The organism is Mesorhizobium sp. LNHC232B00 (genome assembly GCF_000502435.1).
Taxonomy (GTDB): domain Bacteria; phylum Pseudomonadota; class Alphaproteobacteria; order Rhizobiales; family Rhizobiaceae; genus Mesorhizobium; species Mesorhizobium opportunistum.
This window is the reverse complement of the sequence record NZ_AYWP01000014.1, coordinates 233,416-253,006: the sequence shown is the minus strand read 5'-3', so window position 1 is coordinate 253,006 and position 19,591 is coordinate 233,416. Positions and strand designations below refer to the sequence as shown.

Sequence of the window (19,591 nt, the reverse complement as noted above, 5' to 3'; positions counted from 1 at the left end):
TCCAGGCCCCGTAACTCAGTCAAGTCGAAGCCCGAGGCACGGTCAAGCCGGCGATTGCGCCTGACATGGTGCTTCAGATGCAGCGCCCGCCATCGACCTCCAGCGCAACTCCGGTGATGAAGGCGGCTTCGTCCGAAGCCAGCCATAGCGCCGCATTGGCAATGTCGAGCGGCGTCGACAGCCGGCCGAGCGGGATCGAGGCGCGGAATTTCTCGCGGATCTCGGGCGTGTCGGCGCCCATGAATTTCTCCAGCATGCCGGTTTCGCCGGCGACCGGGCACAGGCAATTGACGCGAATGTTCTTGGGCGCCAGTTCCACCGCCATCGACTTGGTGGCGGTGATCGCCCAACCTTTCGATGCATTGTACCAGGTGAGACCTGGCCGTGGCCGCAGGCCGGCGGTGGAGGCCGTGGTCAGGATCACCCCGCCGCCTTGCCGCTCCATGATCGGCACGACGGCAAGGGCCGCATGGTAGATGGCCTTCATGTTGACTGCCGTGATCAGGTCGAAGGTCGCCTCGTCGACCTTGAGCAGATCGCCATTGCGATGGGTGAAGCCGGCATTGTTGACCATGATGTCGATGCGGCCGAAGGCGCTTTTGGCGGCATAGATCATCTCGTCGAATTCGGAGCGCAGGGAAACGTCGGTCTGCGTCCAGATCGCCATCTTGCCGATTTCGCCGGCGACACGTTCCGCGCCCTTGGCGTTGAGATCGGCAACGACGACCCTGGCGCCCTCTTCGGCGAAGCGCCTGGCAATGCCTTCGCCAAAGCCCGACGCCGCACCGGTGATGACGGCAACCTTGTTCTCCAGACGCATGCTTTTCCCGCTCCTTGAGTTCATCCCGCCCCTTGCACGAAAGCGCTGCTCGCCGCCGAGGCCCACACGCCGACGTATACGGCGCAGATTTCTCCCTTAGCTTTCGTCACATTCACACTCTATGCTGCAACTGCGAAGCGTCCGGAGTCTTCGATCACCGACAAGCCTCCGGGTGGCGCCAAGTGTCAAGCGCACACGTGGACCCAATCAATATCCGGCGATTGGTCCTTGATGTGACACCGTGGCACTGGAAAATTTAAATCGATTAGAATATATCAGCCGCGTACTCGCTAGCGGCGTCAGAGCGGACAGACCATGACCAGCCAGATCATCCCCGTCGACCCTTTCGACTTCATCATTTTCGGCGGCACCGGCGACCTGTCGGAACGCAAGCTTCTGCCGTCGCTCTACTACCGCCAGCGCGACCATCAGTTCTCGGAGCCGACACGCATCATCGGCACGTCGCGCTCGAAAATGAGCGACGACGAATTCCAGGCCTTCGCCAAGCAGGCTATCTCCGACCACGTCAAGCCGGCCGACATCGACCCCAAGGAATTGAAGACCTTCCTGGCGCGGCTTTCCTACGTCTCGGCGGATGCGACGAGCGGAGCCGGCTTCGACAAGCTGAAGAAGGCGATCGGCGAAAGCGACCGCATCCGTGCGTTCTACCTGGCCGTGGCGCCGGCACTGTTCGGCGATATCTCGCACAAGCTCAAAGAGCATGATCTGATCACGCCGAACTCGCGCATCGTGCTGGAGAAGCCGATCGGCCGCGACCTGGCCTCGGCGCAGGCGCTCAACGACCTGGTCGGCGACGACTTCCACGAAAGCCAGATCTTCCGCATCGACCACTATCTCGGCAAGGAGACGGTGCAGAACCTGATGGCGCTGCGCTTTGCCAACGCGCTCTACGAGCCGCTGTGGAACTCCGCCCATATCGACCACGTCCAGATCACCGTGGCCGAGACTGTCGGCCTGGAAGACCGCGTCACTTACTACGACAAGGCCGGCGCACTGCGCGACATGGTGCAGAACCACATGCTGCAGCTCTTGTGCCTCGTCGCCATGGAGGCGCCATCGTCGATGGACGCCGACGCCGTGCGCGACGAGAAGCTGAAGGTGCTCAGGGCGCTGAAACGCATCAACGGCAACGAGGCACCAAAGCACACCGTGCGTGGCCAGTACCGCGCCGGCGCATCGGCCAGCGGAGCCGTCAAGGGCTATGTCGAGGAGCTCGCCCATGACAGCAACACCGAGACCTTCGTCGCCATCAAGGCCGAGATCGGCACCTGGCGCTGGGCGGGCGTTCCGTTCTACCTTAGGACCGGCAAGCGGCTGGCGACCCGGGTTTCGGAAATCGTCATCGAATTCAAGCCGATCCCGCATTCGATCTTCGGCGACACCGCGGGGCCGATCTTCGCCAACCAGTTGGTCATCCGGCTGCAGCCCGACGAAGGCGTCAAGCAGTTCATCATGATCAAGGATCCTGGTCCCGGCGGCATGCGGCTGCGCCAGATCTCGCTCGACATGAGCTTTGCGCAGTCCTTCGACGGCCGCGCGCCGGACGCCTATGAGCGGCTGATCATGGACGTCATCCGTGGCAACCAGACGTTGTTCATGCGCCGCGACGAGGTCGAGGCGGCATGGAAATGGATCGATCCGATCCAGAATGCCTGGGAAGGCGCCAGGCAGGAAGCGCAGGGCTATACGGCAGGCACATGGGGGCCGTCGGCCTCGATAGCGCTGATCGAACGTGACGGACGGACATGGCACGAGAGCAATTGAACGGCGCCAGCTACAACTGGAACGGCTTTGCCGGCCGCCAGGACCTGGCGGCAGCCCTTGCCGGCCATGTCACGGCGCGCCTGACCAAGGCCATCGACGAGCGCGGCACCGCCCTGCTTGCCGTTTCCGGCGGCACCACGCCAGCGAAGCTCTTCGCCGCGCTGTCGGCAATTCCCATTGCCTGGAACAAGGTGACGGTGACGCTGGTCGACGAAAGGTTCGTGCCGGCCTCCTCACCGCGCTCGAATGCCGGGCTGGTCGCCGCCAACCTGCTCCAGAATGCAGCGGCCGCGGCGCGCTTCGTGCCGCTGTATCACGAGGCGACAAGCATCGAGACTGCGGCAGCGTCCGACGATGCGGCACTCAAGGCACTGGCCTGGCCGCTCGACGTCGTGGTGCTTGGCATGGGCGGCGACGGCCACACCGCTTCGTTCTTTCCCGATGCCGACAATCTGCCTGCCTTGCTCGATCCCGCCTCGCAGAGGATCGTGCTGCCGGTGCACGCGCCAAGCGGCGGCGAGCCGCGGCTGACGCTATCGATGGCGCGCATAATTGGCGCCGGCTTCATTGCGCTGCATATCGAGGGCGAGGACAAGCGCACCGCCTTCGAGGATGCGATGGGACCGGGTGCGAAAAAGCCCATTCGCAAAGTGCTCGAAGCAGCACCCATACCAGTAGAGGTGTTCTGGGCACCTTGATTTCACGAAAAGCAGCCCCGGCAAACAGTGGGAGGACGTTCTCCGGGGCTCGAAAGGACCGACCATGACCGCAAGACGCGATATCGAAGCCATCACTGAGCGCATCCGCCAACGCTCGAAGCCAGGACGCGAGCGTTATCTCGGCCGCATCGCCGAAGCCTCGAACCAGACCGCCAACCGGTCGGTGCTGTCCTGCGGCAACCTTGCCCATGGCTTCGCCGTCTGCAGCCCTTCGGAGAAGCTGGCGCTCGGCGCCGACAAGGTGCCGAACCTCGGCATCATCACCTCCTACAACGACATGCTGTCGGCGCATCAGCCTTTCGAAACCTTCCCCGCCCTGATCAAGGAGGCCGCGCGTGAAGCCGGCGGCATCGCCCAGGTGGCCGGCGGCGTGCCCGCGATGTGCGATGGCGTCACGCAGGGCCAGCCGGGCATGGAGCTGTCGCTGTTTTCGCGTGACGTCATCGCCATGGCCGCCGCGATCGGCCTGTCGCACAACATGTTCGACGCCGCCGTCTATCTCGGCGTCTGCGACAAGATCGTCCCGGGACTGGTGATCGCGGCGTTGACCTTCGGCCACCTGCCGGCGGTGTTCATTCCGGCCGGTCCGATGACGACAGGCCTGCCCAACGATGAGAAGGCCAAGGTCCGCCAGCTCTATGCCGAGGGCAAGGCGGGTCGCGCCGAACTTTTGGAAGCCGAGTCCAAATCATACCACGGGCCAGGCACCTGCACCTTCTACGGCACGGCCAACTCCAACCAGATGCTGATGGAGATCATGGGCCTGCACACGCCGGGTGCTTCCTTCGTCAATCCCGGCACGCCGCTGCGCGAGGCCTTGACCCGCGAGGCGACGAAGCGGGCGCTGGCGATCACCGCGCTCGGCAATGCCTATACGCCCGTCGGGCGCATGATCGACGAGCGCTCTATCGTCAACGGCGTCGTCGGCCTGCATGCCACCGGCGGCTCGACCAACCACACCATCCACCTGATCGCCATGGCGGCGGCGGCCGGCATCGCCATTACCTGGCAGGACATTTCCGACCTCTCGGAAGCCGTACCGCTCCTGGCCCGCGTCTATCCGAACGGGCTTGCCGACGTGAACCATTTCCACGCCGCCGGAGGGCTCGGCTTCCTGATCCGCGAACTGCTCGACGAAGGCGTCCTGCACGAGGATGTGCAGACGGTCTGGGGCGAAGGCCTGCGGCCCTATGCGGTCGAAGCAAAGCTCGGCGCTGATGGCTCCGTGGTGCGCGAGGCAGTCCCGCTCCAGAGTGGCGACGAGAAGGTGCTGGCGCCGTTCAGCAAGGCCTTCCAACCGACCGGCGGCCTGAAGGTGCTGGCGGGCAATCTCGGCCACGCCGTCATCAAGACGTCCGCCGTCAAGCCGGAGCGGCGCCTCATCGAGGCACCGGCCAAGGTGTTCGACAGCCAGCAGGGGCTGAACGATGCGTTCAAGGCCGGCACGCTGACAGGCGACTTCATCGCCGTCATCCGCTTCCAGGGACCGAAGGCCAACGGCATGCCGGAACTGCACAAGCTGACCACCGTGCTCGGCATCCTGCAGGATCGCGGCCAGCGCGTGGCGCTGGTCACCGACGGGCGCATGTCGGGCGCATCCGGCAAGGTGCCGGCGGCGATCCATGTGACGCCGGAGGCCGTCGAGGACGGTCCTATCGCCAGGATCCACGACGGCGACGTCATCCGCCTCGACGCCGATGCCGGCACGCTGGAGGTGCTGGTGCCGGGGACGGAGTTCGCGCTGCGCCGCACCGCCGAAGCCGATCTCATCGGCAACGAGTTCGGCTTCGGCCGCGAACTTTTCGCCGGTTTCCGGCAACTGGTCGGACGCGCCGACCACGGCGCCAGCGCATTTGGAACTGCCTGACGTGATCCCGTCTCATCCATGAAAAAGGGCGGCTCGTGGCCGCCCTTTTAGGCTATCCATGCGACCCTATTGCACCGTCAACTCAGCGCGCTCGCCGGCCTTGACCGTCACAGTGCCTTCCTTCGAGCTGTTGTCCGATTTCTCCGAGACGACGGCATAGTCACCCGCCGGTATCGCCGCCTGATACTTCTGGTCGTATGCGTAGCCAAGCGACTTGCGGTTGCCGTTGATGTCCTTCTTGGTTTCGAAAATCTCAATCTTCGAGGCCCCGGGCGCGGTGATCGCCAGCACGCCGGCATTCATGGTGACCTTCACATCCTGAAATTCGCCGACCTTGACGTTAAACGGCTGCTCGACGACTGCAAGATCTACCGTCGCAATCAACACATAGTCATCAGGCGGCAGATCGAACTTGCTGTCGGGACCATAGGCATAGGTCACCTCGTCTCGGGTTCCGTCGATCTTCTTTTTCGCCTTCACGATCTTGAAGCCGATGCCCGAACCGTCGGCCTTATCGCCGCCGGCTGTATAATAGGCGTTGGCAGCGACATGTCCGACGCCGACGATGATGTCCATTTCAACTGTCTTGCCGGCAGCGAGCGGTATCGTCTCGGAAACCACGCCCTGGCCGATCGTGACCGTCACTTTCTCGTCGCCGGCCGGCAACACGGTCTTGGTGGTCCCATAGTAGGTCGCGGGATTATCGGCACTTGGGTATTCGATCACGACAGCCGCGCCATCGACAACATCCGCCCCCGCGCTTGGTCGCGGATGAATGACGAGCGTGCCGGCATTCAAGGTGAAGAGCGGCTTGGCGACCTGGCCTGCCTCGATCTTGACCTTCTGCTCCACCTTGGCCTCGCCGTCGCGCGCGACGATGACGTAATCGCCCGGTTCCAGATTGGCTTTGTAGGCGCCATATTCGGTGGTGACGCTGTCGCCACGCGTGCCGTCGGACTTTGCCTTGTAGACTTCCCAGGCATTGCCGTCGGTGACCGGTTCACCGCCCTCGGCAAGCACGGCCGTCGGCATGAAATTGAATTCCGGCTTGGCAGGCTCGGGTGCCGGAGTGGGTGCAGGTTCGGGTGCTGGCGCTGGCGACGGGGCGGCGACGGTTTCGGCCAAGGCTTCCTGCAGCGCCTTCTCGTCGGAGGCCTGGATGTATTTGCCGCCGGTGTTGTCGGCGAGGCAGGCGATCTGCTTGCCTTCATCGGCGGTCAGGCCGAAGCCGACGACGTCGGCCGTGAAGTCGACACCGGACGCTTCGAGTTCCTTGCCAAGCGCACAGGGGTCGCCGCCGCAGGTCTCGAGTCCATCGGTGATGAGGACGACCGTCGCCTTGTCCTCGGTGTATTTCAGCGCTTCGGCCGCCTGCTTGACGGCTGCCGTCAGCGGCGTCTTGCCGAGGAATTTCAGACTGTCCGCGGCATCCGTGATGGCGCTTGCCGAGCCGGCCTGAGGCGGCACGATCAGCTGGATGTCGTCGCAGCTGCCTTTCTCGCGATGACCATAGGCCAAGAAGCCGATCTCATCGTCGGCGGGAACCGATTGCAGCACGGTCCTGAGCGACTCGCGGGCGATTTCGAGCTTCGGCTTGCCGTCGATCTGGGCCCACATCGACCCGGAAGCGTCGAGAATGATGATGACCTTGTTGGCGGCAAAGCCGAACGTCGTCATCGACAAAAGGAGGATCGCCGCAGCGACGCTCCGTGCAAGTCCCGCCATCGAAATCTCCTGATTGATCCACCCCGTTCGCCGGCCGAAGCTATTTGAGCCCACCTTGGGACACAAGCCCGGACGCGGCCCTGTCCTCAGGTCCCTGGAGTCTTGGCCACGCTGTAGCGTGGAGCAGCTCAGTAAGTCGTCCGGCGCTCTTCAGAAGGCGGACGGCCGAACTGCAGCCGGTAGCTCTGGGCAAAATAGGAATGCGAGGTGAAGCCGGTGGCGATCGCCACGTCGAGGATCGGCATGTTGGTCTGGCGCAGCAATTCGCGCGCCCGTTCCAGCCGCAACCGCATGTAGTAGCGGCCGGGCGTGACGTTGAGATGGCGCAGGAACAGGCGTTCCACCTGGCGCACCGACAGGCCGGCCGACTTGGCGAGCTGCACCGCCGAGAGCGGCTCGTCGAGATGGTCGGCCATCAGCTCGACGATGCGCCTGAGCTTCTCCGACTTGCCGGTCAGATCCCGCTCCGGCCCGACGCGCTGGCGGTCGCCGGCCGAGCGGATGCGCTCGTGCTGGAACTGGTTGGCGACGCCATTGGCGAGGTTCGAGCCGAAATCGCCGCGCACGATCTCCAGCATCAGGTCGATCGAGGTGGTGCCGCCGGCGCAGGTGTAGCGCTTGCGGTCGATCTCGAAAACGTTGCCGGTGCAGTTGATGTCGGGAAAACGCTCAACGAAGCCGGCGCGGTTTTCCCAATGGATGGTGCAACGATAGCCGTCGAGCTGGCCGGCCTCGGCCAGCAAATAGGATCCGACCGAGAGCGCGCCAAGCGCGTTGCCGCGCCGGCCCCAGCTGCGCAGGGCAGCCAGAACCTTGCTCTTGCCGGGAAATTCCGTCGTCAGGCCGACCGAGACGAAGAGGATGTCGACCGGCGGCAGGTCGGCGACGCTGTAGTCGATCTTGAGCGGCAGACCGTTGGAAGCCATCACCGGATCGCCATCGGCCGATACCGTGGTCCAGCCGTAGAAATCGCGGCCAAGCAGACGGTTCGCCGACCGGAACGTGTCGATCGCGGCGGCCAGCGAGAACATGGAAAACTTGTCGACCAGCAGGAAGGCGAACTGCCGGCCGCCTTGAACGGGATCATTCGTGACCGGCCGTTCCTGGGAAACAGAGGGGTTAGGCAAAGCTGTGGCTTTCAGGGACAACCCGGGCTCAGAAGGAGGGCCGTTTCAGTCCGGCCGCAAGGTAGGCTGAAGCTAACGTATTGGCCATCAGCATGGCAATGGTCATCGGCCCGACACCGCCGGGTACCGGGGTGATGGCGCCTGCTTCCTTGGCCGCCTCGGCATAGGCGACATCGCCGACGAGGCGGGACTTGCCCTCGCCCTTCTCGGGCGCTGGAATGCGGTTGATGCCGACATCGATGACGGTGGCGCCGGGTTTCACCCAATCACCCCTGATCATTTCCGGCCGGCCGACGGCGGCGACAAGAATGTCCGCCGTGCGTGCCAGCGCCGGCAGATCCTTGGTGCGGCTATGGGCGATGGTGACGGTGCAATTGGCGGCAAGCAGGAGATTGGCCATCGGCTTGCCGACGATGTTGGAACGGCCGACGACAACCGCGTTGAGGCCCGACAGGTCCTTGCCGCGAACGCGCTCGATCAGGAGCATCGAACCGGCGGGCGTGCAGGGAACGAAGGCGGTGTCGAGTTCACCGGTGCCGAGCTTGCCGACATTGATGAAATGGAAGCCGTCGACGTCCTTCTGTGGCGCGATGGCCTGGATGACCTTGCCGGCGTCGATATGGCCGGGCAGCGGAAGCTGCACCAGGATGCCGTTGATCGCCGGATCGGCGTTGAGCTCGCCGATGATCTTCAGCAGCGCGTCCTGGGACGTGTCCGCCGGCAGTGTGTGCTGGAGCGAATGAAAGCCGCATTCCTTGGCGGTGCGGGATTTGGAGGCGACATAGACCTGGCTGGCCGGATCCTCGCCGACGATGACCACGGCAAGGCCTGGCTTGGCCTTGCCCTTGGCGACCAGTGCGGCGGTCAGTGCCTTGACTGTCCGCACCACGTCTTCGGCAACGCTCTTTCCATCAATCACTTCGGCCATGGACTATTACCCTCAACACCGTTTCGCTCAAATCCCGGATCAAGTTCCAAGGGCATGCCTTTGGCGACTTGCACAAGCGCGGCATTGTCACGAAAATTCAAGCATGCAATCCCGTCAAAGCGCCGTCTCATGCCGTTTACTCGAAACCGGCACGGTTTTGTTCGGCACCAGCGACTTTCGTATGGCTCAGAAATAGCGGCGGCGGGCTCGGCTCTCGGTGAGTTCGCGGACCGCTTCACGGAATTCGCGCAGGCTGGCGCGAATTTCCTCGATCGGCGCCTGTTCGGCGCTTTCCTCGACCTGCGAACGAGGCTCCGCCGGCGGCTGGGCCGGATAGGCCTGCGGCTGCGGTTGCGGATACGGCCCGGCATAGGGCACCATGGCCTGGGCGTAGGGAGAGCCCGCCGGCGGCCGCCATGGCTGCATCTGGGGATGGCCCACCGGTGCCGGGGGATAGGACGGCAAGGGGGGCGCCGGATAGTTCGCCTGCGGCGGCATCACGGGCGACCGCGACGGCGGGCCCATCGGCCCTGAATAGGCGGCGTTGAAGCCTGGCTGAAAAGGCGGCCGCGGATAGGCGGTCGCGCCCGGCGGCGGCATGAAGGCGGGATTCGGTTTCGGATAGCGAGAAGGCATGGCGGCATCCGCCGGCCACGCATCTTCGCCAAAGGCAGCGAACTCGCTGGAGTTGTCGTCGTCCGCCTCGGCGGACGGCTTGCTGGACATGGCGTTGCGCAGCTTCGCCATCAGTGCGCCGATCCGCCCCGGACGTTCTTCGGCAACGGCTTCGGCCTGCGCGATAGGCGCGGGAGGCCCCGAGGCAGGCGGAGGAGCAGGCGGTGCCGGGGGCATGGGCACTGCCGGCATTGGCGGCGCAGGCGGAGGGGGTGCGCGGAACGCCTGGTCTTCGAGAGGCGCCTTGCGGTCACGGCGCGAGCGCGATGTCGCGGTCTCGCGCAAGCTTTCATAGGCGCCACGCATAGCGCCGAGGCCGATCCCGGAGGCAAAGCCCAGCAGCAAGCCGGCGAGCGCCGTCACGGCCCGCGACGGGCCTTTCGCCTCGAGCGGCGCAAAGGCCTTGGAGATGACGTTCATGTTGGCGGTGTTGATGTCCTTCTGCTCGCCGGTCTCCTTGGCGCGCAGCAGGAACTGTTCGTAGACGGAGCGCTTGGCGGTGGCTTCACGCTCCAGTTCGCGCATCGACACCAGATCGTTGTTGACGTCGCCGCTACGGACCTTGAGCTGGGCAAGGCGAGAAGAGAGATCCTGTTCGAGCTGGACGGCGCGTTTCAGGTCGACCTGCAGCGACGACGCGATGCGGCGCAATTCGCCGGCGATGCGGTCGCGGGCGCCGGCGATCTGTGCGTCGAGGGCCTGGAGTTCGGGATGGCGCGGCCCGAGCCGGATGGCGGCGCGGTCGGCTTCCTGCTTGAGCGTTGCATATTGCGAGCGCAGGTCGCTCATCGTGTTGGAGTTGATCTCTTCCGGTAGGGTGCCGGAGAGCACGGAATTGACGTCGACCGAGCGCGCCGAAGCCGCCCTTGCATTGAGCTCCAGCGTGCGGGCGCGGGCGACCGAGAGCTGTTCGTTGAGCTTCAGCATTTCGTCGTCGCTGATCAGGTGGCCCTGCGCGTCGACAAGATCGTGCGAGGCCCTGAAATCCTCGACCTTGCGCTCGGCCGCCTCGACGCCCTTGCGCAGTTCATCGAGCCTTGCAGTCAGTTCGTCCGTCGCGCGGCCGGCGGTATCGGACTGGATCTGACCGAAGGTCTGGAGAAAGACGTCCGTCATCGTGTTGGCGATGAGGGCGGATTTCTCGCCATTCTGCGTGGTCGCGCTGACGGTGATGACGAAGGTCTTGCCGCCGCGCTCGACCGAAAGGCTTTCGGCCAGATTGCCGACGGCGAGCGCACGGCGACGGACCTCGTCGACACTGCCCGGGCCGTCCTCGCGCGACAGGATCGAATGGATGAGTGACCTGATGCCGAGGCCGCCGGACCCCTCGCCATTGAACTCCGGATCGTTCACCAGGTTGAGCTTGTCGACGACCTTGTTCAGCACCGTCCCCGAAGTCAGCACCCGGACCTGGTTTTCGACGATGGCAAGCGTGGCGTCGGAGGCGACCACATTCTGGGTGAGATCCCGGTCGGTGAGCTTGAGGTCGCGCGGATCGACGATGAGTTCGGCCGTGGCCTCATATTTCTTCGGCGTCGACAGCGCGATGGCGATGCCGAGCCCGGCACCCAGTATCGTCGTGGTGATGATCAGCAGCTTGGACCTGGCGACGCCGCGCACCACCTGCATCGGATCGATCAGCGGCTTCCATTGCTGATCGTCGCCGCGATCGCCAAAGGATGCATCGGCTTCGCCATCCCGGCGGGATCCGGATCTGTCATGAGAGCGGGCGCTGGCGGAAACCTGCTCGGGAGCCATCCTCGCGCGAGCCATGCGCGGCGGCGGATCACCAGCGCCATAGTCGTCCTGCGCACGCCAGGCGTCTTCCCGTGCAGCCGCCTCCGGCTGTTCGTCCGGCCGGAACCGCCCGGTTCCGACGTCAGCAGACGAGGTTGGATCCGTACGGGCCTGACGCCGTGAACGGGCAAGACGATGGCGCGTGGCGGCATCCTCGCGCCNAGACGAGGTTGGATCCGTACGGGCCTGACGCCGTGAACGGGCAAGACGATGGCGCGTGGCGGCATCCTCGCGCCATGACGGATCGGCCCGGTCCCCGATCAAGACCAGGGATGGGTCGGGATCGTCCTCACCGCGCACGGCCCGGCCGAGCGCCAGCAGCGAACGCTCACGCTTCCAGTCCTCGCGGTTTTCCCTGTCAGCCATTGTCCGGAGCTTTACCCTTGGCGGCTTGCGGAACGGCGCTTGGCCATTCGTTAAGCCACGCTAAACAGGCATGGAAAACAAAACGTTAATTTTTGCCCGCCCGGCATGCCGTTTCTCGGCCCGGCGGCACAATTTTCCCAACGCACCAAAAGCCTCAGAACGGCACGTTAAGCTTTCCCACCTATGCATTTTCTTGACGCATGACTGAGGCCAGCGACATACCGCAAAGGCGGCCCCTCGCCCGGATCGGCACTTTCGTGGCCGAACGACGGGGGCTGGTCCGCGACTATTTTTCGGCCATCAGCGGCGCCGGCGGTCGGCTGGTGTTTTCGCTGGCCTATTTCATCGCGCTTGCCAACACGCTGTCCATCTCCGAATTCGGCATGTTCGCGACAGCGTCCGCCGCCGGGGTGATGCTGTCGCGGCTCCTGGCCTTCGGTTTCATTTCGGCGCTCTACCGCACCGCCACGATCCGGCCCAACCTGATCGGCACCTTCACCGCCGGCTTCCTGCTGCTCGGCATCGTCTCGCTGCCGCTGCTGGCGGCAGCCTCGTTCGGCGTCTATCTGATCTTCTTCGCCAACACCGTGCCGCTGCCGGTGTTTTCGGCGATCGTGTTCGCCGAAGCGCTGCTGTGGCGGCCGGTCGAAGTGGCGCTGATCGTCAACAACGGGCTGGGCAAGTTCGGCCGCGCCGCCCTGCTGGCGATCCTGACCACGGCGCTGCGCGCGCTTGGCGCGGTGCTTTTCATGATCTCAGCGCAGCACAGCGTCTGGGTATGGTCGTGGTTCTATATCGGCGCCAATGCCGCCTCGCTGCTTCTGGCTTTCGGCTGGTTCTATCCGCGCCAGCGGCTGCGACTGCGCATCGAGCTTTATCTCAGGCGGCTCGCCGATTCCGTCTACGTGGCCGGCGCCGAGGTGCTGTTCTACCTGCAGATGGAGTTCGACAAGCTTCTGGTGCTGGCGATCGGCGGGCCGCATCTGGCCGGTATCTATGCCATCATCATGCGGCTGGTCGACCTGACCGCGATCCCGATCCGCACCTTCTCGATGATGCTGGTGCAGCGCATGATGCGCGCGCCCGAACTGTTGTCACGGCTGGCGGTCAAGAGCGGCATCGAGGGCGGTGTGTTCGCGGTTTCGACGCTTGCGCTGCTGACGCTCGGCATCGTGCTGCACTTCTTCCCCAACGCGCTCGGCAGGAACGTCTCCGAAGCGGCCCCGCTGGTGGCGCTGGCGATCTGCGTTCCGGGACTGCGCAATCTGGTCGAATACCAGGCCGAGCTTCTGTTCGCGCGCGGCCAGACGCTGGTGCGGGCGCTCAATCTCGGCCTGCTCGCCGCTCTGAAGGCGCTGCTGCTGACCTATGTGCTGACCACCATCTCCGACACGCCGAAGCTGGTGCTGTCGCTCAACATCGTCTTCCTGCTGCTCTATCTCGCGTCGATGCTGCTGACCTATTCGGCGCTGCGCAGGCCGGCAAAGCCGGTATAGGGCATCCGGTTCCTATTCTTCCGCATCATGCCTCAGCCAGCCCGATCAGGCGGCGGATGCGGCCGATGTCGGTGCCGATGAAGGACTGCATGCCGATCGCCACCTGCTCCGGCGCCATGCCGGCAACGAAGCGGCGGAACTCGTCGTCCGACAGCGCCTCGCCCGTCCAGTGGACGCGGCAGAACTCTTGCGAACCGTGAAAGTGGCCGGCGCCGTCGAGCAGATCGTCGACGTAGCGGCCATAGATCATGCATTCGGAGAATTGCCGAGCCGAGCCGATGACCTCGACCCAGTCGCGGCCATGGACCTTCTCGATCCGGCCGCACATGGCCAGCACGGTGTCGCGGCGCCAGGCGATCAGCGTCGAGATATAGTCGTGGGCCGATGTTCGGGACGGGTCGATGCCGAGCGCCGAGCCGGCATTGCGAGACCAGATGCGGTGCTCGTCATGCCCGTCATCGGCAAGCACATCATCGGCAAGCACGCCATCGCGGCGGAACAGCCGCGCCTTGCCGTCGCGCCAGAAGGCGCTGCAGTCGAAAGGCCTGAGGAACGCAACATCGGAATCGCAGAAGACCAGCACGTCTTCCCTGGCGTGGGCCGATATCGCGATACGGCGCAACTGCTGCACATGCCAGCCGCGCAGCGGCTGCGTTTTCAGGCTGAGCCAGACGCGCCGGCGAAACAGGCTGAGCGGATCGTCGAAAGCGCGCAGCCAACGCGGCAGCAGGTCCCGCTCATCGACGACCGTGCGCCGGCTGGTCTGCAACTGGCGGAAAAGCGCGACGTCGCGATGTTCGACCAGGATGTAGTGGTGCGCGGCACCCGAGACATGCCGGTCAAGCGTCTCGCACAACAGGCGGCAACGCTCGAAATCCGGCGCGTAGCTTGCCGTAACCACGGCCGCCGTCGGCGTCTTCGGCAGCAAGCCCGAGCCGGCAAGGGGGTCTGGGACGAATCGCTTGTTCAACGGAGTTCTCCGGGCGCGTCCGCGACAGCCCGGCCGCCCGACCATCTCTGCTCGACGACCCGCCACAGGAACAAGGGATTGCCGACCACGTAGCGGCGCCAGAGCCGGCCCGGTTCGATCGCCAGCCGGAACAGCCATTCCAGCCTCAGGCGGCGCATCCACATTGGTGCTCGCGGCACCGAGCCGCTCAGGAAATCGAGCAGCGCGCCGACCGCGATCGGCAGCGTGCAATGGCGTTCGTCGATGTGGCGTTCGATCCACAATTCCTGGCGCGGCACCCCCATGGCAACCAGCAGCATATCAGGCCGCAGCCTTGCGATCCGGCCGATGATCTCCGGTTCCTGCGCGGCGGAGAAATAGCCGTCGTGAATGACCACGAAGCGGTGCTGCGTGGCAAGGGCCGCCAGCTTGACCGACGCCGCCTCGGCGTTGACACGCGTGGCACCTAGCAGCCCGACGGTCAGCGGCCTCGTCGATGCCTGCAGGAAGGCCGGTATGAAATCGGTGCCGTTGAGATTGTCCGGAAACGGCGCGCCGTAGAGCAGCTTTGCGGCGAGATCGACGCCGATGCCATCCGGCAGGATGAGGAAATCGTTGAGCGCCTCGGCAAAGACAGGGTCGGTATAGGCGATGTTGGCATTGTGGGCGTTGAGAAAACTGACCTTGGTGAAGCGCTGCTCGGAGATCAGCCGGTTCAGCAGGGCGATCGCGTCATCCCAGCGGATGGCGAGCACCGAGATTCCGAGGATCGTCTTCAATTTGTCGAGCCCGGACGCGGCGCGGGCGGTGTGCATGTTCATGCAAACGCCTCCTGCCTGACCACTCCGATTTTTTCGAGGCCGAGCCGGATGGCGGCATCAAGCGCCCTGATCTGCTCGCGATGGAACGCGCTGCCGTCGACGTCGCGGATGTCGGCTGCGGCAGCTTCCAGCGCCCTGGCGAAGCCGTGTGGATCATCGGTGACGACACAATTGGCGGGACGATAATCGATACCGCGCAGCGAGCGGCTGGTGGCGACCGAAGGCAGGCCGAGCTCGAAGGTCTCGATGGTCTTCAGCTGCACGCCGCTGCCGGCGGTGCTGATCAGCGGGATGACGGCGGCGGCGCGCACGAAGGCCTGGGCATCGGGTACGCGGCCGACAAATTCGACACCCGGATGCGCCGAGGTGACGCCTGACGGCATGCTGCCGGCGATCCTTATGCGGAAATCGAGCCGCAGATGCGGCACCACCTTGTCCAGGAACCAGTCGAGGCCGATGCGGTTCGGCTGCCAAGTCCAGGTGCCGATCAGCGCCGCGTCACAGTCGATGTGGCGCGGGCCTTTCCGGGCCTTGGCGCCGGTTACCAGCGGCAGCACCGCAGAGCGGTCGTCGGAGGCAACACCAAGGGCTGCACGATCTTCCTCGGCCAGCGTGAAGACGAAGCGCGCATGACGGCAGAGACGCTCTTCCACGACCTCGAGCAGCCTTGCCTCGCGGCGGAACAACAGGCGCTGGAAGATGCCGGTGGCGGCAGCGGCATTTTCCCGTGCCGAAAGATGCTCGACATTGTGGGCGACGAAGATCGAAGGCAGGTCTTCGAAGAGCTTTTCGAAAGCGCCGGCGAACTGCACGGAGTTCAATACATAGCCGTCGAAGGGGCCGGCGCGTTCGATGGCGGCGAGAACATCGCTGTCGGACACCGCCCGCAACTTGACTGACGCGAAGGTAAGACCCGAAAGCATCGCCTTGCCGACCCAGGCCAGCTTTTGCGGCGCGGAGGCATTTTCGGTGCGCACGTCGACGGAACCCAGCACGACGGTGTTTTCCGGATCGGCCGCGGCCCTCCCTGGCCAAGTGAAGCCGATGACCGTGACGCGCGCGCCAGCGCGCCGCAAGGCGGCGATGATTGCAGCATTGGCGATCTCGTAACCGGAGGCGAGAGCGCCATCGGGCACGATCGATGTGGCGAACAGCAGATGCATCTCACCTATCCTGTGGTGTAGCCGGTAGCAAAGCGCGGTGAACCCTTGATTAAGCCATCACGATCAGCGGCCGAAAGCCCATAGCCGGCGGGCTTCTCCGTTCAAGGTGATTAACGAAACCTTATTATCGTGGTGCTACCAAAACCCAACTCACTAGGCGGCTGGACACGGATGATCCCTTTGCCATCGGACGGTTCAGTATCGATCGCGGGACGGTCGCCCCGGCTTGATGTCGAGGCTGTCGAAGCGGTCGTTACCTTGCCGACCTTCAGGCGGCCCGAACAGGTGCTGGAAACGCTGGCATCGCTGCAGGCGCAGCGGACCGGCAGGCGCTTTGCCGTCATCGTCATGGAAAACGAGGCCGAGGCGCGTGAAGGTGCCAAGGCGGCGCTGCCGCTGTTCGAGCGCGGCGAGATACCGGGTATGGTCATCATTGCGCATGAGCGCGGCAATTGCAGCGCCTACAATGCGGGATGGCAGACGGCGGTCCTGCATTTCCCCAATTTCAGGCATCTGCTGGTCATCGATGATGACGAGATCGCCAATCCGCAATGGCTGGAGCGGATGTGTCGAGCTGCCGAAACGCTCGGCGCCGATATCGTCGGCGGGCCGCAAGTGCCTGTCTTTGCCGATCCTTCCCATGCGCGATGGGCCGATCATCCGGTCTTTGCGCCTCCCTACCGGGAGACGGGCCGGGTGCCAGCGCTCTATTCGTCCGGCAATCTCCTGGTCGGGCGCGACGTGCTTACCGCCATGGGGCCGCCCTTCCTCGATCTCAAATTCAATTTCATGGGTGGCGGCGATTCCGATTTCCTCAGCCGGTCGGCGCAGAGAGGCTTCGTGCTGGGATGGTGCGCCGAAGCGGAAGTTCGGGAGATCGTTCCGGCGCGGCGTGTCGAAGCCGACTGGATCCGTGCGCGCAGCCTGCGCAACGGCGTCATCTCGACGCTGGTCGAGAAGAAGAAACGTGCCGGCACGCCGATGGCCGGCGCCAAGGTGGTCGCGAAGAGCCTGGCGCTGCTTGCCGCCTCACCGTTCCGCGGCATGGTCCGGCTGGCGCGGACAGGATCGCCGGCGATCGCCATCTACCCCATCCATGTGGCGCTAGGCCGCGTGATGGCCGAATTCGGATATGCCAATGAGCAATATCGCCAGCCTGAAAAAAACTGAGCGCGCTCCGCTCAGCGACGCGTTCACGCGCGCAGGCGTGGCGACCGCGATCGCGGCGCTTCTGTTCACCGTCATCATGGTGTCGTTTCGCCCGTTCCAGCCCGCCGGCGCCGAACTCACCGGTGACGGTGGCGACATCGTCAACCAGCTCGGTTTCGGAGCGCTCGGCGGAATTTCGATCTTCTCGCTGATGGCTTTCGCTGATCCGCGCATCGTGCGCTCGCTGATCAGCCCGTCCTGGGTGCTGATGCTGGGCTTCTTTTTCCTCTCGGTGGTGCTGGCGACGGACCCGCCTTCGGCCATGCGCGCCGCATCGTTCACCATGATCGGCATCCTGACCATGGCAACGATCCTGGTGCTGCCGCGCGATGCCGAGGCCATCTCCAAGGTCATCATCTTCACCGCCGTCGTGGTCATGGGCCTTTCCTATCTCGGCCTCATCGTCTTCCCGCACGAGGCGATGCACACTGCCGACTCGCAGGAGCCCGAGCATGCGGGCCTGTGGCGCGGCGTGTTCACCCACAAGAACATCGCTGGTCCGATCATGGCCTGCTTCAGTTTCGCAGGCCTCTATCTCTACCGGCGCGGGCAACGCTGGTGGGGTGCGGCAATCTTTTGCGCGGCGATGATCTTCATGCTGCACACCGGGTCCAAGACCACCGCCGGCCTGGTGCCGTTCTCGATCCTGATCGTGATGTTCCCGAGCCCGATAGGCATGCGGCTCGGGACGCCGATCCTGTTCGCGCTGGCGATCGTCGCCACGGCGGTCGGCACGCTGGGCATCGTCTTCCTGCCGCCAGTCAAACATCTGGCGGCCATCTATTTTCCCGATCTCACCTACACTGGGCGCACAACGCTGTGGGAGTTCGCCGGCTCGATGCTGGCGAAGAAGCCATGGACCGGCTACGGCTATGAAAGCTTCTGGGGCACACCGCTGCTGCTCAACCAGGACCAGCCCTTCGACCGTCCCTGGGACATACGAACCATAGTACACGGCCATGACGGCTACCTCGACATCGCCGTGCTGATGGGCATTCCGGCCCTTTGCGTGGCGGTCTACACCTTCCTCATCGCGCCATTGCGCGACTACATGCGCATTCCGCTGCGCAAGGAAAACATCTATCTCGGCGACTTCTTCATGATGGTCGTGCTGTTCACGGCGCTCAACGCTTTCCTCGAAAGCTTCTTCTTCCATCGTGGCGACCCGGTCTGGTTGTTCTTCGTGCTCGGCGTGCTTGGCCTGAGGCAAGTGTCCTTGCGGCCGATCGCGGTGCGCAACGCCTCCCGCCCGGCTTGACAGGGCTTCCCCAGAGAACCGCGAGCGTCTATGTCAGGGCCTTCCTTCGGAGGGCTTTCGATGACGATCAGGCTTGTTCTCGCCGGCTGCGGCAATATGGGTTACGCCATGCTCTCGGGCTGGCTGAAATCCGGCAAGCTTGCCCCGTCGACGGTTTTCGTGGTCGAGCCCAATGCCGACCTGCGCAACCGCGCCGCCGCACTGGGCTGCGGCATCGCGGCGGATGCCGGTGCCGTTCCCGCCGATGCCGTGCCTGATCTCGTCGTCATCGCGGTGAAGCCGCAGGTGATCCGCGACGTCACCGCCGCCTACAAGCGTTTCGGCGATGGCCGCACGACCTTCGTCAGCATCGCCGCCGGGACGCCCTCCGCCACTTTCGAGGAAATCCTGGGCAACCGCGCGCCGATCGTGCGCTGCATGCCCAACACGCCCGCGGCGATCGGCAAGGGCATGATGGTGGTGTTTTCCAATCCCCTGGTTTCCGACGACAGCAAGCGTTTCGTCGCCGACCTGTTGTCGGCCAGCGGCGAAGTGGCCACCCTCGAAGACGAGGGGCTGATGGATGCGGTGACCGCCGTCTCGGGATCGGGACCGGCCTACATCTTCCACTTCATCGAAGCGCTGACCGTCGCCGCCGAGAAGGCCGGCCTGCCGACGGCGACCGCCAAGCTGCTCGCCATGCAGACAGTCTATGGCGCCGCCTCGCTCGCCGCAGAGAGCCAGGAGGATCCAGGCGTGCTGCGCCAGCAGGTGACCAGCCCCAACGGCACCACGGCGGCAGCGCTTGGCGTGCTGATGGGCGAGGACCGGCTGACCAATCTGCTCACGCAGGCGGTGGAAGCAGCGCGGCTGCGGTCGATCGAGCTGGGGAAGTAGAGCGGACGCC

General features: G+C 64.6%; 15 protein-coding genes. 7 read left to right on the top strand and 8 right to left on the bottom strand.

Translation table 11 applies throughout. The features are described from left to right. Positions 1 to 73: 73 nt before the first annotated feature. Complete coding sequence (locus X743_RS150300; RefSeq protein ID WP_023766751.1) at positions 74 to 820, bottom strand: SDR family oxidoreductase; 747 nt, start codon at positions 818 to 820, stop codon at positions 74 to 76. A gap of 315 nt (positions 821 to 1,135) precedes the next feature. Here X743_RS150300 and zwf point away from each other — a divergent pair, with 315 nt between their 5' ends. The 3 genes from zwf (at position 1,136) to edd (ending at position 5,191) form a co-directional block, all read left to right on the top strand. Further along, complete coding sequence (zwf, locus tag X743_RS150305; protein WP_013893724.1) at positions 1,136 to 2,605, top strand: glucose-6-phosphate dehydrogenase; 1,470 nt, start codon at positions 1,136 to 1,138, stop codon at positions 2,603 to 2,605. Beyond that, a complete protein-coding gene (pgl, locus tag X743_RS150310) occupies positions 2,587 to 3,303 on the top strand; it encodes a 6-phosphogluconolactonase (RefSeq protein ID WP_023766750.1) in 717 nt (238 codons plus the stop codon). The genes zwf and pgl overlap by 19 nt, the downstream gene beginning before the upstream one ends. A 64-nt stretch (positions 3,304 to 3,367) precedes the next feature. Continuing rightward, complete coding sequence (gene edd, locus X743_RS150315; RefSeq protein ID WP_023766749.1) at positions 3,368 to 5,191, top strand: phosphogluconate dehydratase; 1,824 nt, start codon at positions 3,368 to 3,370, stop codon at positions 5,189 to 5,191. 66 nt (positions 5,192 to 5,257) lie between these two features. Here edd and X743_RS150320 read toward each other — a convergent pair whose 3' ends face one another. From X743_RS150320 to X743_RS150335, 4 genes are all read right to left on the bottom strand, one after another. Then, positions 5,258 to 6,916, bottom strand: coding sequence for a VWA domain-containing protein (locus tag X743_RS150320; protein ID WP_023766748.1), 1,659 nt, complete (start codon positions 6,914 to 6,916; stop codon positions 5,258 to 5,260). 128 nt (positions 6,917 to 7,044) lie between these two features. Then, positions 7,045 to 8,043, bottom strand: a complete 999-nt coding sequence (locus X743_RS150325) for a GlxA family transcriptional regulator (protein WP_032923168.1) — start codon at positions 8,041 to 8,043, stop codon at positions 7,045 to 7,047. A 28-nt stretch (positions 8,044 to 8,071) separates the two neighbouring features. Further along, positions 8,072 to 8,971 carry a bifunctional methylenetetrahydrofolate dehydrogenase/methenyltetrahydrofolate cyclohydrolase FolD gene (gene folD / locus X743_RS150330; RefSeq protein WP_023766746.1) on the bottom strand — a complete coding sequence of 300 codons (900 nt, stop codon included), beginning with the start codon at positions 8,969 to 8,971 and terminating at the stop codon, positions 8,072 to 8,074. A 186-nt stretch (positions 8,972 to 9,157) separates the two neighbouring features. Beyond that, entirely contained in the window at positions 9,158 to 11,809 is a 2,652-nt protein-coding gene (locus X743_RS150335) for a GumC family protein (protein WP_023766745.1), read from the bottom strand. Between the two features lie 200 nt (positions 11,810 to 12,009). On the opposite strand from X743_RS150335, the gene X743_RS150340 reads away from it, so the two are divergent. Next, positions 12,010 to 13,305, top strand: coding sequence for a lipopolysaccharide biosynthesis protein (locus tag X743_RS150340; RefSeq protein ID WP_023766744.1), 1,296 nt, complete (start codon positions 12,010 to 12,012; stop codon positions 13,303 to 13,305). A 25-nt stretch (positions 13,306 to 13,330) separates the two neighbouring features. Here X743_RS150340 and X743_RS150345 read toward each other — a convergent pair whose 3' ends face one another. From X743_RS150345 to X743_RS150355, 3 genes are read right to left on the bottom strand one after another with little or no spacing between them, the layout of a single operon-like run. Then, positions 13,331 to 14,275 carry a DUF6492 family protein gene (locus tag X743_RS150345; RefSeq protein ID WP_023766743.1) on the bottom strand — a complete coding sequence of 315 codons (945 nt, stop codon included), beginning with the start codon at positions 14,273 to 14,275 and terminating at the stop codon, positions 13,331 to 13,333. Further along, complete coding sequence (locus tag X743_RS150350) at positions 14,272 to 15,075, bottom strand: WecB/TagA/CpsF family glycosyltransferase (RefSeq protein WP_023766742.1); 804 nt, start codon at positions 15,073 to 15,075, stop codon at positions 14,272 to 14,274. Before X743_RS150350 ends, X743_RS150345 begins: the two co-directional genes overlap by 4 nt. Further along, the gene (locus tag X743_RS150355; protein WP_023766741.1) at positions 15,072 to 16,238 is read right to left on the bottom strand and encodes a glycosyltransferase family 4 protein; all 1,167 of its coding nucleotides are present in this window, start codon (positions 16,236 to 16,238) and stop codon (positions 15,072 to 15,074) included. Before X743_RS150355 ends, X743_RS150350 begins: the two co-directional genes overlap by 4 nt. Positions 16,239 to 16,409: 171 nt before the next feature. On the opposite strand from X743_RS150355, the gene X743_RS150360 reads away from it, so the two are divergent. The 3 genes from X743_RS150360 to proC are packed head-to-tail and all read left to right on the top strand — an operon-like array spanning position 16,410 to position 19,581. After that, a complete protein-coding gene (locus X743_RS150360) occupies positions 16,410 to 17,408 on the top strand; it encodes a glycosyltransferase (RefSeq protein WP_023766740.1) in 999 nt (332 codons plus the stop codon). Further along, positions 17,377 to 18,705 (top strand): O-antigen ligase, encoded by a 1,329-nt coding sequence (locus X743_RS150365; protein ID WP_023766739.1) that lies wholly within the window; start codon positions 17,377 to 17,379, stop codon positions 18,703 to 18,705. The genes X743_RS150360 and X743_RS150365 overlap by 32 nt, the downstream gene beginning before the upstream one ends. Before the next feature lie 60 nt (positions 18,706 to 18,765). After that, a complete protein-coding gene (proC, locus tag X743_RS150370) occupies positions 18,766 to 19,581 on the top strand; it encodes a pyrroline-5-carboxylate reductase (protein WP_023766738.1) in 816 nt (271 codons plus the stop codon). Positions 19,582 to 19,591: the final 10 nt, after the last annotated feature.